The organism is Brachybacterium avium, from assembly GCF_002216795.1.
GTDB classification, from domain to species: domain Bacteria; phylum Actinomycetota; class Actinomycetes; order Actinomycetales; family Dermabacteraceae; genus Brachybacterium; species Brachybacterium avium.
The window spans coordinates 2407912-2423704 of sequence record NZ_CP022316.1 but is presented as its reverse complement, the minus strand read 5'-3'; the positions used below and the strand labels follow the sequence as shown (position 1 = coordinate 2423704).

14 protein-coding genes are annotated in these 15793 nt (G+C 68.0%); 3 read left to right on the top strand and 11 right to left on the bottom strand.

Annotated features, from left to right (window positions below; all coding sequences use genetic code 11):
• Window positions 1–55: 55 nt before the first annotated feature.
• From CFK39_RS10840 to CFK39_RS10815, 6 genes are all read right to left on the bottom strand, one after another.
• Complete coding sequence (locus CFK39_RS10840; RefSeq protein ID WP_089065472.1) at window positions 56–1339, bottom strand: TRAP transporter large permease; 1284 nt, start codon at window positions 1337–1339, stop codon at window positions 56–58.
• A complete protein-coding gene (locus CFK39_RS10835; protein ID WP_089065471.1) occupies window positions 1339–1839 on the bottom strand; it encodes a TRAP transporter small permease in 501 nt (166 codons plus the stop codon). The genes CFK39_RS10840 and CFK39_RS10835 overlap by 1 nt, the downstream gene beginning before the upstream one ends.
• Window positions 1840–1867: 28 nt before the next feature.
• Window positions 1868–2869 (bottom strand): C4-dicarboxylate TRAP transporter substrate-binding protein, encoded by a 1002-nt coding sequence (locus CFK39_RS10830; protein WP_089065470.1) that lies wholly within the window; start codon window positions 2867–2869, stop codon window positions 1868–1870.
• Window positions 2870–3054: 185 nt separating this feature from the next.
• Window positions 3055–3831: an enoyl-CoA hydratase/isomerase family protein gene (locus CFK39_RS10825; protein ID WP_089065469.1), complete on the bottom strand. Its 777-nt coding sequence runs from the start codon at window positions 3829–3831 to the stop codon at window positions 3055–3057.
• A complete protein-coding gene (locus CFK39_RS10820; RefSeq protein ID WP_089065468.1) occupies window positions 3828–5399 on the bottom strand; it encodes an acyl CoA:acetate/3-ketoacid CoA transferase in 1572 nt (523 codons plus the stop codon). The genes CFK39_RS10825 and CFK39_RS10820 overlap by 4 nt, the downstream gene beginning before the upstream one ends.
• Before the next feature lie 60 nt (window positions 5400–5459).
• Window positions 5460–6638 carry a glycoside hydrolase family protein gene (locus CFK39_RS10815; protein ID WP_089065467.1) on the bottom strand — a complete coding sequence of 393 codons (1179 nt, stop codon included), beginning with the start codon at window positions 6636–6638 and terminating at the stop codon, window positions 5460–5462.
• A gap of 304 nt (window positions 6639–6942) precedes the next feature.
• Between CFK39_RS10815 and CFK39_RS10810 the strand changes: the two genes are divergently transcribed.
• Complete coding sequence (locus CFK39_RS10810; protein WP_172805663.1) at window positions 6943–7713, top strand: IclR family transcriptional regulator; 771 nt, start codon at window positions 6943–6945, stop codon at window positions 7711–7713.
• 69 nt (window positions 7714–7782) lie between these two features.
• On the opposite strand, the gene CFK39_RS10805 is transcribed toward CFK39_RS10810, so the two are convergent.
• The 4 genes from CFK39_RS10805 to CFK39_RS10795 all read right to left on the bottom strand — a co-directional run bounded on the left by CFK39_RS10805 (window position 7783) and on the right by CFK39_RS10795 (window position 11755).
• The gene (locus CFK39_RS10805) at window positions 7783–9345 is read right to left on the bottom strand and encodes an arylsulfatase (protein WP_089065465.1); all 1563 of its coding nucleotides are present in this window, start codon (window positions 9343–9345) and stop codon (window positions 7783–7785) included.
• 266 nt (window positions 9346–9611) lie between these two features.
• Entirely contained in the window at window positions 9612–9782 is a 171-nt protein-coding gene (locus CFK39_RS16270) for a hypothetical protein (RefSeq protein WP_157697145.1), read from the bottom strand.
• A 54-nt stretch (window positions 9783–9836) separates the two neighbouring features.
• Window positions 9837–11198, bottom strand: coding sequence for a CynX/NimT family MFS transporter (locus tag CFK39_RS10800; protein ID WP_089065464.1), 1362 nt, complete (start codon window positions 11196–11198; stop codon window positions 9837–9839).
• 374 nt (window positions 11199–11572) lie between these two features.
• Window positions 11573–11755 carry an FAD-binding protein gene (locus tag CFK39_RS10795; RefSeq protein WP_245822491.1) on the bottom strand — a complete coding sequence of 61 codons (183 nt, stop codon included), beginning with the start codon at window positions 11753–11755 and terminating at the stop codon, window positions 11573–11575.
• A gap of 126 nt (window positions 11756–11881) precedes the next feature.
• On the opposite strand from CFK39_RS10795, the gene CFK39_RS10790 reads away from it, so the two are divergent.
• Window positions 11882–12649 (top strand): SDR family NAD(P)-dependent oxidoreductase, encoded by a 768-nt coding sequence (locus CFK39_RS10790; RefSeq protein ID WP_089065463.1) that lies wholly within the window; start codon window positions 11882–11884, stop codon window positions 12647–12649.
• A gap of 107 nt (window positions 12650–12756) precedes the next feature.
• Here CFK39_RS10790 and CFK39_RS10785 read toward each other — a convergent pair whose 3' ends face one another.
• Window positions 12757–14115 (bottom strand): family 20 glycosylhydrolase, encoded by a 1359-nt coding sequence (locus CFK39_RS10785; protein ID WP_157697144.1) that lies wholly within the window; start codon window positions 14113–14115, stop codon window positions 12757–12759.
• Between the two features lie 148 nt (window positions 14116–14263).
• On the opposite strand from CFK39_RS10785, the gene CFK39_RS10780 reads away from it, so the two are divergent.
• The gene (locus tag CFK39_RS10780) at window positions 14264–15457 is read left to right on the top strand and encodes an ROK family transcriptional regulator (protein WP_089065462.1); all 1194 of its coding nucleotides are present in this window, start codon (window positions 14264–14266) and stop codon (window positions 15455–15457) included.
• Window positions 15458–15793: the final 336 nt, after the last annotated feature.

The window sequence follows — 15793 nt, the reverse complement described above, 5'->3', positions numbered from 1 at the left end:
GACGCCGGCCCCCTGCACTGCTCTCGACGGCGGCAGATGCACTGCCGGGCCGCCCCTACGCGCCGAAGATGAGGTTCGGCAAGAACAGCGAGATCTGCGGGAAGACCACCAAGGCGACCACCAGCAGCACCACGGCACCGAGCAGCGGCATGGCTTCCTTGGCGACACTCTCCGGACTCGTCCCGAGAATCGACGACGTCGTGTACAGCGCGATGCCGACCGGTGGGGTCATGATGCCCATGGTCACGATCGTCATCATGATGATGCCGAATTGGACGGGGTCGATCCCTACAGCGGTCACCACCGGCAGAAGGATTGGCGGCAGCAGCAGCGCGAGCACGGTGGTCTCGATCAGCATCCCGCCCACGATCAGCAGTAGGATCACCAGCACCATCGTGAAGTACGGGTTCGAGGTCAACGACGTCAGCGACCCGGCGATGCTCTGGGGCACCCCGTCGTAGGTCACGCCGTAGGCGATCATCCCGGACACCGCGACCAGGAACATGATGATGCCGATGTCCTTGGTCGTGTTCTTCAGAGTCTCCATGAACGTCTTCCAGGTCAGCTCGCGGTAGATGACCGCGCCGACGAAGATCGCGTAGAGGCAGGCGAAGGCACCGGACTCCGAGGGCGTGAAGATGCCGAACCGGATGCCCAAGATGAGGATCACCGGGAAGATCAGAGCCCAGAACGCCGGGACCGTCGCCTTGCCGACCTCTTTCAGCGAGGCCGGCTTCGGCCTCACCGGCGCGTAGCCACGATGCTTCGAAGTGAACCGGATGACCGTCATCAGCACGACCATCATCAGGACCCCGGGGATCACGCCTGCGGCGAACAGCCGGCCGATGGAGACCTCGCCCACGGACCCGAAGATGATCAGGCCCATGCTCGGCGGGATCGTGGCCGTGATCAGGCCTGTCACCCCGTTGACAGCGGCCGAGTAGCCGCGGGAGTAGCCCCGCTCCACCATCGCGGGGCCGAGGATACGGGACTGCATCGCCGCATCGGCGTTGGCCGACCCGGAGATGCCTCCCATCATTGTGGAGAGCACGGCGGAGACTTGCCCGAGACTGCCGTACATGTGGCCGGTCAGCACATTGGACAGGGTGATCAGCCGAGAGGTGATCCCCGTGGCGTTCATCAGGTTGCCCGCGAAGATGAACAGCGGGATGGCCAGCATGGTGTAGCTCTGGCTGGGGCTGACGACGTTCTGGGCCATGATCGACATGGGAAGGCCGGGGTTCATCAAGAAGAACGCCAGGCCCGCGATCGCGATGGTGAACGCCACCGGCATACCGAAGGCGAGCAGGATCACGAAGACAATGGCGGCTGTCAGCATCAGATCGCCTCACTCTGGACGAGGACGATTTCTTCGTCGCGCCAGTGCTTGACCATCTTCAGGACGATCGTCACGATCATCAGCGCGCAGCCGACGGGCGCGCTCATGGTCGCCCAGGCATAGCTGATCCCGAGCGTCTGGAAGAGCCGTGCCGAGTTGTCCAGCGCCAGCGGCACGCCGAGGTTCACGATGAGCGCGAGCACCACGATGGCCGCCACCGAGAAGATGTAGTAGAGGATCTTCTGCAGCTTCAGCGGGAAGGTCTTCAGGAGGATTTCAACCCTCAGGAAGTCCGCCTGTTGGAGCGAGACGTCCGCTCCGATGAAGACGACCCAGGCGAACATCAGCAGAGCCAGATCGGTCGTGATGTTGACCGGATGCCCCAGTGTGCGCGCCACTGCAGATCCGAAGATCAGCAGGGTGATCGCCACGATGAGCAGTGCCACGAGCGCCTGCTCGATCCTGCAGAAGAGGGCGTAGGCATTCTTCAGGGCTTGCATCTCGCCTCCGACTCCGAACGTGCGTGGTTCACTTACCGATCTCTGACCACAACTGGTCTCGCAGCTCCGTGAAGCCGAGCTTGTCGTAGGCCGCCTGCGACGCCTCGATGAACGGGGCCTTGTCAGGCTCGTTGATCTCCAGGCCCTCCTCGGCCATCAGATCCTCGAACTCGCCGCCCTTGTCGATCACCAGCTGCGCGTTCTCCGTGCCCTGGGCCTTGCAGGTATCGACGAGCACCGTGCGCAGGTCCTCCGGGATGGATTCGAACCACCCGTTTCCGGCCATGATGAACTGGGCGAGGTGGAAGTGTTCGGTTCGCGCCATGTTGGCGGCGACCTCGAAGGTCGAGCTGGGGTAGGCGGAGGTGGATTGTGCCTCGACCCCGTCGATCGCGCCGCTCTGCATGGCGTTGTAGGTCTCGCCCCATGACATCGCGATCGGCTCGGCGCCCAGGGAGCGGACGGACTCCGCCCAGGCGGGCGCTCCGGGGGTGCGGATTCGGAGACCGCCGAGGTCCTCCGGCGCCTCGATGAGCGTGTTGGTGTAGAAGTTGCGAGGCCCGTCATACCAGTTGTAGGCCAGCATCTTGATGTTCTGTCCCAAGAGCTCCTCGTCCCAGCCCTTGAAGGTGTCGGATTCGGTGATGGCGACGACGTCGTCGTAGCTGTCGGTGATGTAGGCCATCCCGATGATGCCGATGTCGGCGACGTAGTTGCTCATCCGGCCGCCGTCGGTCAGGAGCGCAATGTTCGCCCCCTGCAGCGCCTGTTCGATGACATCTTCGTCGCTGCCCAGCGAACCAGAGGGATGGATCTCGACGGTCAGGGCGCCGTCGGATTCCTCGGCAACAGCATCGGCCCAGGCCTGCAGCCCCTGCACGATCGGAGCATTCTCGCTCTGGGAGGTGGACATCAGCAGCGTCGTGTCGCCGTCACCGCCGCTGAAACGGGAGCAGGCAGGCAGGGAGAGGGCAGCGGCGCCGACAGCTGCTCCGCCGAGAAGCGAGCGTCGCGTGAATCGTGACTTCATTGTCATTCTCCTCATTCGTGGGGTGATGCGGGAAGGGCGTCGTTCGTCGATGACGTCCAAGTGGAGCGCATCGGGAGAACGTCAGGGCGGGTGGTCCACGATGCGGTCTAGTCGATTTGCATCGCAAAACGTTGAGTTAAGTGGAGCACGTCGATCACCATCGGTCAATAGGCGTGAGCGAGGAGTTAACGCTGGTCCTCCGGGTGGGGCTTCCGGCGGTGCAGAAATGCTTCGACGGCCTCGCGCTGCTCGGGGGTGTTGCAGCGCTGTCCGACGAGCTCGGCCTCATGCCGCATTCCATGCTGAATACCGGCCGCCTCCCCCACAGCGACGGCGTCCTTCGCTGCAGCGACCGCTCCCGGAACATGGCGGATGATGCGCGAGGTCAGAGCGAGCGCCTCGGCGAGTGCGTCCTCGCCGACGGCGTTGACCAGCCCCCAGCCGAACGCAGTCTCGGCACTGATCGGGTCTCCGGACAGGATCATCTCCAGTGCCCGGCCCTTTCCGACAAGGCGGGGCAGGCGCTGCGTGCCTCCCCAGCCGGGGATGTTGGCGAGGGTGATCTCCGGCTGGCCGAGACGGGCGGAGAGCGCAGCGGTGCGCAGGTCGCAGGCCATGGCGAGCTCGAGGCCCCCGCCGAGAGCGACGCCGTTGAGCACTGCGACCGTGACCATGGGCAGGGCCTCGATCCGTTCGAAGACGTCCTGTCCGTGGAGCATCTGCCGGCGGGCATCGTCGGCGGAGAGGCCCCGCAGGGTGGAGATGTCCGCTCCGGCGGAGAAGGCACGGTCTCCGGCGCCGGTGATGAGCAGCGCGCGAGCCTGTGCTGGATCGGCGTGCAGCTCACCGGCGAGCGCACCGAGCGCGTCGATGGTTGGGGTGTCCAGGGCGTTGCCCTTGGCGGCCCGGTCGATCGTGGCGAGCAGGATCCCGTCTTCGGCTGTGGAGATCGAGAGAGTCATCGAGAAGCCTCTTCCTGGTGGGTGACGGTGGCCAGCTGGAGCGGGAACGGGCCGTCGCCGAACAGCGCCGGGCTCATCTCGCGCAGGTTCGGCGAGATGGCGGGGCGGAAGCCCATGTGGGCGAGCACGTCACGCTCGGGGTCCAGGCCCGGTGCGACTTCGGTGAGCATCAGGCCGGTGGAGGTCAGCGCAAAGACGGCTCGTTCGGTGATATAGAGGATCTGCTTGCCCTGCTCTGCGGCCACAGCGCCGGAGAAGCTGATCTGCTCGACCCGGTCCACGAACTTGCGGGTTCCGGTTCCGGCGAGTGCAATCCCGCCGCGACCATCGAGCGTGGGCGCAGCGCCGGCCTCGAAGGTCCCCACAAAGATGACCCGCTTCGCTCCCTGGGAGATGTTCACGAAGCCGCCGATCCCTGCCAGGCGACGGCCGAAGCGGCTCACGTTGACATTCCCTGCGGTGTCGACCTGGGCGAAGCTGAGCACCGCGAGGTCAAGCCCGCCGCCGTCGTACCAGTCGAACTGCGCACCGGCATCGATCGAGGACTGGGCGTTGCGGGCCATACCGAAGTCCCCGCCGCCCGCGGGGATGCCGCCGACGTGGCCCTGCTCCACGGTGAACGTCACGTCTCCGGCGAGGCCCGCCTCCGCGAGGACCGCGGCCACGCCGTCCGGCATCCCGAAACCGAGGTTGACGGTCTCCCGGGCTCGCACCTCTTCGGCGGCTCGGCGCGCAATGACCTTGCGGACGGTGAACGGAATGGGAGGGATCTCGAGATCTGTGTTCCGTCGGCGACCCTCCAGCAGTGTGTCTCGCTCGATAGCGTGGGAGAGCCGCTGCAGGGGGTCGACCACGATCGCATCGATGAGGACCCCGGGGACACGGACGCGGTCGGCTTCGATCTCCCCGTAGGGCACCCGATTGCGGACCTGAGCGATCACCAGGCCGTTACCTGCCTTCGCCGCCTGGGCCGCAGCCAGGGTCTCGGCGAGCAGGCCCTCACCCTCCATGGACACATTCCCGTGCTCGTCGGCTGTGGTGCCCCGCAGGATCGTGACGTCGATCGGGAACGACGGAGTGTGGATCCACGTGCGCCCGCCGAGCTCGACGATCTCATTGATCGATTCGACGGCGGAATCGTTCAGGCGTCCGCCATCGAGCCGCGGATCCACCGAGGTGCCGATGCCGACCTCGGACAGGGGCCCTGGCCGGGCGCCAGCGATCTCGCGCAGCAGATGGGACAGCGTCCCCTGGGGCAGGCAGTAAGCCTTGATCCTCTCGTCGACGGCGAGCTCCTGCATCTTCCGGGACCAGGCCCAGTGACCGCCGATCACCCTCGTGGTCAACCCCTCATGGGCAAGATGGTCGATCCCGTCGCCGTTCCCGGAGCCCATCCCGGAGATGTGGACGACGGTCAGCCCCCGCGGCGAGGCGGTGTTGAGGAATCGCTCCTCGAGGGCGGCCAGAACCTTCCCGGGCTCGTTGACGCCGCCGCCGGAGCCGTCCACCAGGACGGTGGCCGCATCCGGGATGAGGGCGACGGCCTCCTCTGCGCTGAGGAATCGCATTGTGCTGCTCTCTTTCTCGCACCCCTCCGCCACCGGCGAAGGGCGCTGTGCGGCGATGGGTCAGGACGTCGAGGACTGGAGGATGTGGTGGAGCGCCTCGACGTAGTAGTGCTCTCCCCACATCACGCTCTCGTCGACACCGACGCCGTTGTTGTAGTGGTAGGTCCCGTGCCTCAGCACGCCCTCCCAGTCGGAGCCGGGTCGAGCGAGGAAGGTGGGCCCGCTGAGCTCGGCGACCACCTGGCGGGCGAAGGTGCGGTACCGCTCGCTGTCCGCTCGGCTCAGGTGCGTGGGGTCGACGTCGGCCAGCCGCAGCAGTCCCGCAGCCGCGATGGCGCCGGCTGAAGATTCGTAAGGAAGCGGCGGTTGCGGATCCTCCCAGTCGTTCGGCGGGACCAGTAGGTCGCCGGAACGATCGATGTAGGTGTCGGCGAGCAGGCGGGCCGTGTCAAGGAAGGCGGTCTCCCCGCTCCAGGTGAAGGCATCGGTGAATCCGTAGATCGCCCAGGCGTGGCCACGCACCCAGCTGGAGTCCGCACGGCAGCCCTGATGGGTGGCGGCGCGCTCGAAGATCCCCGTCTCCGGGTCGAACCAGCCCTCGTGCACACTGGTCCCGTCACCGCGGACCAGGAAGCGCCGCGAGGTGCGGGCATGGGAGGTCGCGATCTCCGCGAGCGAGGTATCCCCGCTGAGCGCCGCCGCCTGATAGATGATCGCGATGTTCATCATGACGTCGATGAAGGTGCTCCCCGGGTCGACCCAGGTGCTGAGATAGCGGCCGTGGGGATTAAAGCGCCCACCCATGGTCCGGCCGGCGGCGATCAGGACCTCTCGCGTGCGCCTGCTGGGCGAGCGGGCGTGCCAGCGTCCCCAGCTGGGAGTGAAGAGGAAGCCGATGTCGTGGGTGCCGGTGTCGTGCTTGCGATGCTCGAGCAGCTCGCTGTACGCCTCAGCCTGCTCGCGCCACCACCCGGTGGGGTCGCGATCGGAGAACATCCAGAGCATCCCGGTGAGAAACCCTGCGGACCAGGTCGGCGCCCACGGATCATCCCCCAGGTGCCAGGCTCCGCCATCGGTGTAGGTGGGGAAGGCTCCGGGATGCGCAACAAGCAAGCGGCGCACCTGTACCCGCGCGACGTCGAACGCCTCGCGATAGATCTCGTCACCCTCACCGTCGAGACCGGCGGGGGCGGCCGGAGTCTGAAGGTTCGTGGGTCCTGCTGCTGGATGTGCGCTCACTGCCTTGCTTTCGCCTCGTTGCGATGGGGGATCTTCGGAGCTCCGGCCGCTCGCCGCTGTGGCTGCGGTCTTTTATGCGGGTCCGTTGCTTGGAGATTAGGCGACTTCGTCGAGCAATGCAATGACTCTACGCAAATAGCGTTAGCAATGAGTTAACGTAGTGGCCGGTGTCCACCGTTCACCAATGGTGCGCCATGGCGCCCTGCGTACCATCGGCACTGATCCGAGGTGCGATCGACGAAGACAAGGGGATCGGATGACCACGACGGACGGCGAGACGCCTGCTCCACGCACCGTGCAATCGGTGACGCGCGCAGTCACCGTACTGAAGGAGATCAGTCACTCCACCGAGCCGAGCTCGCTCAGCGATCTCGCGCGGTCGGTGCAGCTGAGCAAACCGGCCGTCTACAACCTCCTGAAGACTCTCGAGATCGAGGGACTGGTGCGGAAGAGTCCAGATGCCCGGTACTCGCTGGACTGGGGAATGTACGAGCTGGGCACCGCAGTGCTGCGCGGTGTGGACGTGACCCGGGTGGCCCGGCTGCATCTGGACCGCTTGGCCGCAAGGACCGGCGAGGCAGTACTGCTGGCGATCATCGACGACGGCTCCGTGCTCTATGTGGATCGTGGGCAGTCCGACGAGGCCTTCTCGATGGTGGCCAATGTGGGGCGGAGATCTCCGCTGCACTCCAACGCCTCCGGCAAAGTATTGCTGGCGGGGCAGGATCCAGCGTTCCTCGACCGGCTGCTCGAAGAGCCGCTGCAACGGAGCACCCCGCAGACGATCGTCGACCCAGCAGCCCTCCTCGACGAGCTCGAACGAGTGCGCCAGCAGGGCTATGCACTGTGCTCCCAGGAGCAGGAGCTAGGCCTGTCCAGCGTCTCCGTCCCGATCCGGGACCACACGGGCTCGGTGCACGCCGCGCTGACGGTGGCCGGCCCCTCGGCCCGGGTGGAGCATCGCGCTGAGCTCGATCTCGCTGACCTACTCCGCACCGAAGCCCAGGAGATCAGCGATCAGCTGGGGGCTCCGCGCGGCGAGACCGGCGGAAACCGGGGTTCAACGGGGCCATGACGGGCTCTTCTGCCCTCGCGCACATCTCCGAGGAGTGCTGCATCAAGTGCCCCTCTACCCACCCTCAGCTCACGACGTCGCCTGACCGGGCGCCAGTCCCCTCTCGGCGTGGTCGTCCAGGACGTCCTGCCAGTCGATGACGCCCTGCTCCTCGCACCACCGGGCATAGATCTGCTCGAGCTCGGCGACCAGCTCCGGGTGCTGCTGGGAGAGGTCGTGGGCCTCGATACGGTCGGTGGCGAGGTCGTAGAGCTCCCAGGGGCTGCCCCATTCACGCACCAGCTTCCAGCTGCCGCGACGGACGGCGGCGTTCCCGATGTGCTCCCAGCAGAGCGTCCGCTCGGGTCCTACCTCGTCGGGGTGCTGCCAGGAGCTCAGGAGGCTCTTCCCCACTCCGGTACGGTCGGCGCCGACGATGTCGAGGACCGTGGGCAGGATGTCCGTGACGTGGCCCAGATCCGGGCTCACGGCGCCGCCTGAGGGGATCCCCCCGGCGGGCCAGGAGGCCAGGAACGGGGTCGAGATACCGCCTTCATGGACCCAGCTCTTCCACTTCCTAAACGGGGTGTTCGAGACGGTGGCCCAGTTGACGCCGTAGCTCTGGAAGGTGTCTGCCGGGCCGGGCATGATCGCTGGATCGTTCCCGAACCGCACCGGGTCCCCGGTGCGGGTGGTGCGGGGCTCCGTCTTCCGCGGGAAGTGCGGGTTGTCCGTCGGCAGTTCCTCCGCGCAGCCGCCGTTGTCCGAGAAGAACAGCACCAGGGTGTCGTCGTCGACCCCGGCCTCCTCGAGCGAGTCCAGCACCGCGCCGATCCCGCGGTCCATCGCCTCGACCTGAGCGGCGTAGACCGACATCCGCTCGATCTCCCACTGCGCGTTCTCTCCCCACGCCGGGAGGTCCTGGCCGGCGGCGACGCCGTGGATCTCGCTGTACAGACCCTCCCGGTGCAGCCCCTCGAGCCGCTGCTGACGCATTCCGTCCCAGCCGCCTGCGTAGCGTTCGCGATATTTCGCGATCTCCTCCTCGCGGGCGTGGAGCGGCCAGTGCGGGGCCGTATAAGTGAGCATCGCGAGGAAGGGTGCCCCGGCCTGGCCCTGGCGGCGGATGAAGTCGACCGCCCGCTGGGTGACGTGGTCGGTGAGGTGGAAGTCCTCCTCCAGCTCCTGCTCGGCCACCCGCTCCTCGCCGTCCATGAGCCGGGGACGGAAGTATCCCGAGGAGCCCTGGAGGATGCCGTGGAACTCCTCGAAACCGCGCCGGGTAGGCCCGGTCTCGCCGGGGTTCTCGATATCGCTGCTGAGATGCCACTTGCCGAAGAGCCCGCAGGAGTACCCCTGCTCCGTGAGGCGCTCGGCGATCGTCGGCACCTCGGTGGAGAGGGAACCGGGATAGCCGTTCGGCCGGTTGTCCGTGGTGAGCACCCCGATCCCGACGCTGTGCGGGTTCTGGCCGGTCATCAGGGCGGCGCGGGAGGGGCTGCATCGCGGCGTCACATAGTAGGAGCTCATGCGGATGCCCCGGTCGGAGAGCCGGGTGAGGTTCGGGGTGTCGATCTCGCCGCCGAACGGAGCGATGTCGGAGAAGCCGAGATCGTCGGCCAGGACGATGATGATGTTGGGTCGAGCGGTCATGATGCACTTTCCTCAGGTGTTCGCGGGATCCTGGCTGGGCAGGTCTCCCTCGGCCAGTGGCCTGGTCAGACGTCCTTCATGTACGGCCGGAGCATCGTCACGAAGAGCTGGAAGGTCCCGCCTCGGTCGAAGGCCTGCGAACGACCCCATCCCGCCCTGCAGCGCGGCGAGCGGGTCCCGCGCCGCGCGAGGGATCCTGCTCCGCCGGCGCGGTGCGATGCATGGAGTCGAGGTGCCGGTGCGGTGACCGGCGCTCGGGGTGCCCGTCAGGCGTCGCCTTCGGCGCGGGCGTCAGCCTCCGGCTCGGACCGCAGCTGATCCGCGATCTCCTCCTCCGGGCGAGGCGCGGCCGACTCGTCCTCCTCGAGCGCGGGGACCGGCGACCCACCGGGGCCGCGGAACGGCTCGTGGTGCGGGTTCTCGGATCGAGCGGTCATGACGATGCCTCCCTGCCGTGGTCCTGTGCGGTCAGGATATGCACAGCAGCCTGATCAGTGCGAGCTGCACTCCTCGCCCGCCTCCCGCTCGGCAGCCTCGACGCCGTGCGCCCCGCGGGCACGGATGTGCACCGGGCGGCTCGCGACGACCCCGGAGAACAGCTGGAGGATCAGGATCGCGCCGAGAACGGCCAACGGCTCGGTCCAGCTCCCGGTGAGACTGTGAAGCGCGCCGACCCCGAGGGGGCCGAGCCCCGCGATCAGGTAGCCGAAGCCCTGCGACATCGTCGAGAGGTGCCCGGTGAGGTGCGCGGTCGGCGATCGCCACACGATGTAAGTGAGCGAGAGGCTGATCGATGCCCCGAGCCCCAGCCCGAGCAGCGTCATCCACACCCAGGCTCCGTCCGCGGCGGAGACGATCAGCCCGAGATAGGCGGCGCCGAGGAGCAGCACGGCCAGAACCGGCGGCAACCAGGCCGGGCGCGTCCGCGACGCCAGCGCCGGCGAGACCAGGGCGGCGAGCGCGGCGGGAAACGCGGAGTAGGCGATCATCGCCCCTGCGGCGCTCACCTCCATCCCCGCGTCCTGCAGGATGGTCGGCACCCACGTCACCGTCGTGTAGTAGCTCAGGCTCTGCAGGCCCATGAACCCGGTCACCGCGATCGCGACCGGGTCGGTGAGGATCGACCGGAACGGCGGCTCTCCGTGCTCGCTCGGCGCATCGGCGACCGATCGGCCGGCCTTCATCCGTCCCGGCGCGCGTCGCAGCTGTGGCACCCATACGGTCAGGGCGAGCAGCGCGGGCACCGCCCAGATGGCGAGAGCCGCACGCCAGCTCCCTCCGAACACGGGCAGCAGCGGCGCCGTCAGCCCCGAGGCGAAGGCCGCGCCGACGAACAGCGCCATCGTGTACAGGCCCATCATCACCCCGATCCGATGGGAGAAGTCCTGCTTGATCGCCGCCGGCATCACGACGTTGCCGACCGCGATGGCGGCGCCGACGAGCACCGTTCCGGCGAACAGGGCCAGCATGCTCGGCTGCAGCCGCAGCAGGATCCCCGCCGCCAGGACGAGCAGCACCACCCCGAGCAGGCGGTGCATCCCGAGCCGCCGCGTCAGGCCCGGGGTGAGGAACGCGAACGCGCCGAACACGACGACCGGGATCGTGGTCAGCAGGCTCACCGTGGTCGCCGACAGGCCGAGCGAGGCACGGATGTCACCGATCACCGGCCCGATCGCAGCGATGCCGATGCGCAGGTTCAGCCCGAGCAGGATCAGCCCGATCCCGAGCAGCAGCAGCGCCCATCTGCCCCGCGATGCCCCGGCGGGCCCGCCGGCCGCCGAGAGCGCCGGCGGTTCACCGCCCGGAACAGGGAACGTCTCCCTCGTGGTGGTGTCGGTGGAGCGAGAGATCATGGGGCCTTGCCGATCAAGGGGTGGGTGATGTGGAGCACCGGGGACGCCGGCTGTTGCCGGACGGACCCTCTGGGTGCGGAACGGGGAGAAGCTCTCATCTTCTCTCGCACGCCGGGCTGCGGGCCCCGATGTCCAGATCCGCAGTGCCCAAGGGCGTGCACGGCCCGTCCTGAGCACGGCCGTGACACGCCGGGAATCGGCGCTGCTGTCGCGCACCGATTCGGGGCCGAAGGCTGCGCGGCGGTGCTGCTGTCCCGGACGCGCTGCTCTGCAACGCCGGCGCCACCACGATCGGGGATCCCACCACCCTGACTGTGGAGGGTCTGATCGACGAGTTCAGAGTCAATGCGGCCGAGGCGCTGATCAGCGCCCAGCTACTCGTGCCCGGGATGCTGGAGCGCGGCGGTCACGAGCCGGGTCCGCCGATCGACGTGCACGTCCCTTAGGCGGCCGAGGTCCAGCACCATCCCGTCGTCCACCGCGTCGAGGCCGGCGATGTTGTGGCCGCCGCCGCGCACCGCGAGCGGGAGCCCCGTCTCCCGCGCCGCCTCCAGCACCAGCAGGACGTCAGCGGTCGACGCGGCACGGACTATCGCGAGCGGGAAGAATATTCCTCGCAGGCCTCTCCGCTACGGTGACAGCGACGCGGCACTCGCGCCGAGAATCGCTACGAAGGAGTCGTCATGCCTGACATGTCAGGGAAGAACGGGATCATCACCGGAGCGGGCGGGGGCATCGGCCGTGCCAGCGCGCTCGCCTTCGCCAGTGCCGGGGCGAACGTGATGATCATGGACATCGCCGCGGAGCCGCTCGAGGAGACCGCACGGCTGATCCGGGAGGCCGGCGGGACCGTGGAGACGATGGTCGGCGACGCCTCCGACGAGGACTTCGCCGCGCAGATGGTGGCGCGCACGGTCGAGCTGTGGGAGACGCTCGACTTCGCCCACAACAACGCCGGCATCGGCACCGCCGCGACCCCGTTCACCCAGCAGGAGCGCGCGATGTGGGACCGGGTGTTCACGCTGAACGTGTTCGGCACCATGAGCTTCATGAAGCATGAGCTGCGCCAGATGGAGAAGCAGGGCTTCGGGGCGATCGTGAACACGTCCTCGATGTCCGGCAAGAACGGCAGCCCGGGCCTGTCGCCCTACAACGCCTCGAAGTGGGCGCTGAACGGCATGACGCAGACCGCCGCGCTCGAATACGCCGAGCAGGGGATCCGCGTGAACGCGATCTGCCCCGGCGCCACCTTCACCGCGGCCCTCGCCGCGTGGAAGGACTCCTCCCCGCGCGAGTACGAGGGCTACACCTCAGCGATCCCGATGAAGCGCGCAGCGGAGCCGCGTGAGCAGGCGGATGCTGCGGTGTGGCTGTGCTCGGCAGAGGCCGGGTACGTCACCGGCACGCTGCTGAACGTGGACGGCGGCGAGGGGATCCTCGGCAAGCAGTGATGAGCGTGAACGGCGCGGGTCGCACTCAGACACGTGGATACCGCGCCGTTCGCCGTCCGGCGCACCGGAGCAGCGGGGCGGCTGCCGAACCGCTCGGACCTCGCACCTCACGACGTGGTGGTGGGCTCCTCAGCCGGGAGGACCCCCTGGGCGCGCAGCCAGGCGGTCTCGGCCTGCAGGCGCGGGGCGAACTCCTCCCACTCGACGTCCGCACCGCACCAGGCACGTTCGGCGACGGCGAGCAGCCGCGGGAACAGCTGATGGTGCAGGTGCTCCCGGTCGAGGATGAACTCGGTCCAGACCGCCGCCTGGACGCCGCGCAGCGTGGGGGACTCAGGGATCTCGAGCTCGATGATGCCTCGTGGGGTGATGGTGCCGAACATCCCCGGCGGCTCCGTCTCGGGATCATCAGCGACCCGGTTGAGGTAGAGGTGGGCGCAGTCGGCGAAGATCCAGTCGTTGCCGCTCCCCAGAGCCGACGAGGCACCGGCCCGGTGTCGCCAGGCGACGATCAGCTCGTCCCCGGTGGTGGAGCTGTCGAGCAGCTCGTCCCAGGCCGCCGGTCGGCGCGATCTCTCGGCGAGCACGGAGCGGGCGTGGTCGGTGAAGTGCGCCTGCAGGCGCGGGCCGAGACCGCTGCTCCCGGACCCGGGACCGCTCTCCGCCCGCTGCGCCTCAGCCCTCTCCTGCGCGTCGGGCAGGGGCGGCCTCGCCGAGTCGACACCGTCACCGAATCGGGCGACGAGGTCGGGATCCGACTCCCAGATCCAGTACTTGCACTCGTCGCCGCCGATGTGCACGGCGGAGAAGGGAAACAGGTCCATCACCGTCCTCAACGAGGCCGTGAGGAAGTCGAAGGCGGCTTCGCTCGGCCACAGCAGGTCGTTGGGATGGTCCCACTGCGCAGGGTCGACGTCCCGCAGCCGCGGGTCGCCCAGTTCCGGATAGGAACGGATCGCCGCGGCCATGTGCCCGGGCAGATCGACCTCGGGCAGGATCTCGATGCCGAGACGCCGAGCGTGGTCGACCACCTCGGCGATCTCCTCAGCGGTGTACTGACCGCCGAGGTCCCGACTCCGAGCCAGGCTGTCGGCCATCTCGCGCTTGGCGGGAAGGACGTTGTCGTACCACTGGTAGTCCGGTCGCGGCAGGTGTGCTCCGATCTCAGTGAGCCGCTCGTAGCCGGGAACGGCGAATCTCCACCCGGAGTCGTCGGTGAGGTGCCAGTGCAGCCGATTGAGCCGGTAGCGCGACATCACCTCGAGCAGTTCGTGCACGACCTCGGCATCCCAGCAGGTGCGCGCCGAGTCGAGCATCAGCCCGCGCCACGCGTGGACCGGCTCGGCCGGAGCCAGCGGTCCGGGGATCAGCGTCGAACGCTGCGGCCCTTCGCACTCGACAGCCGCGGAACCTCGCCCTCCGGATCTCGGTGACGTACTGACCTCGGTCGTGCCCGCAGACATCATGAACGCTCTCCATCTGTTACGAAAATGGACACTCAGTATGGCATCGCTGTCAATCTGCGAGGAGTGCGTCCGTTTACCGACTGTTTTCCGAGCCTCATTCTCAGCCACTCTCACAAGTATCACGGCGCAGGGCACTACAGTCAGCAGGATGAGGGCACATCCAAGTATCACCGCTCGACGCCTCCTCGGCCATCTGATCAGCGAAGGGCCGACTCACCGCGCTGAACTGTCCCGCGCGCTCGACGTCTCGCGCACGACGATCTCCAATCTCGCCGCCGCACTGATCGAGGACGGCACCCTCGTCACCCTGGAGCGCGAGGCGCCGGCCGCGACACCGCCCGACCGCCCACCGCTCAAGCAGCAGCTGGGGGTCTCCCCGCAGCGGGGCGTCCTGGTCTCTGCGGTGTTCCGCATGACCTCCACGACTCTCGTCGTCGGATCGCTCGACGGCCGACTGCTGCGGACCGCCGGCCAGGAGTGCCGGCGCGACGAACCGGGCCGCGAGCGCATGGAACGGGCGCAGACGCTGCTCAGCGGGCTGCTCGCCGAATGCGGCCTCGAGGAGTCCCAGATCCTGCGCGTACATCTCGCGGTGAACACGCAGTGCGATCGTGAGAGCGGCGAGATCCTCTCGGAGCAGGGAGCCGGGGCGTGGCGCGGGGTCAATCCGAAGCGGGAGGCCTCACGGTGGAGCTCTGCACCGGTGCTCATCGAGAATGCCGCCCGGTTGATCTCCCTCGCGGAGTATCACGCACTCAGCGCTCCGCGGCCGCGCAGCCTGGTCTATGTCCATCTCTCCTGGGGCATCACGATGGGCCAGGTCGTCGATGGGACGATCAACCCTGGCAGCCACGGGGGCGCCGGTGAGCTCGGCCATGTCAGCATCGACCCGATGGGCCCGCCGTGCGGATGCGGCAATCGGGGCTGCCTGATGCTGTACACCGGCCTGGATGCGATCACCGAACGACTCCAGGTCGCGCTCGGTGCGGACGCCGACGTCGCAGACGCGGTCGAGGCGATGGCGCACGGCTCCCATGCGTGCTCCACGATCTTCGCCGATGCCGGCGAGACGGTGGGCCGCGCCCTGGCGATGGTCTGCAACATCATGGATCCCGATGCCGTCGTCCTGGGCGGCGAGCTCGCAGCGGCCGGTCCGGAGTTCGCCGAGGCGGTCCGGGCGTCGCTGCAGCGACGGGCGCTGCCGCTGGTCACCCGCACGCTGGAGCTGAGCCTGGCCACCACCTCGGGTGACCTCGATGCCGCAGGCATCGCAGCACTGCGCGCGATGAGGACGCAGGCAGTGCTGGTCGAGGAGCTCGCCTCCTCTGCGCTGGACGGGTGACGGCTCCGCACCCCGCCTCGGAGGCGACGTCCGGGAACCACCACCGCTCGGTCGGCAGCCGACGTGGGTGTGCAGCACCTGGAGGCACTCGCCGAACTCCTCGCCGCGCGGAGGAGCTGCCTGAGAGCGACCCGCTGACGCACTCCCTCCACGACATCTCCCGACTGTCATAAAATGGACACTAGTTCGGCACTGGCGTGCCGATTGCGCGCACCACAATCGCCGCAGCATGCGACACCAAAATGTCACCACCGTTCGACTGTGCGGCCATTCCTCCAGGTCACAGGCCGATAAGGAGCGGAAGCACTCCCCCTGGAGGCCGCAGCGCTCCGTGCG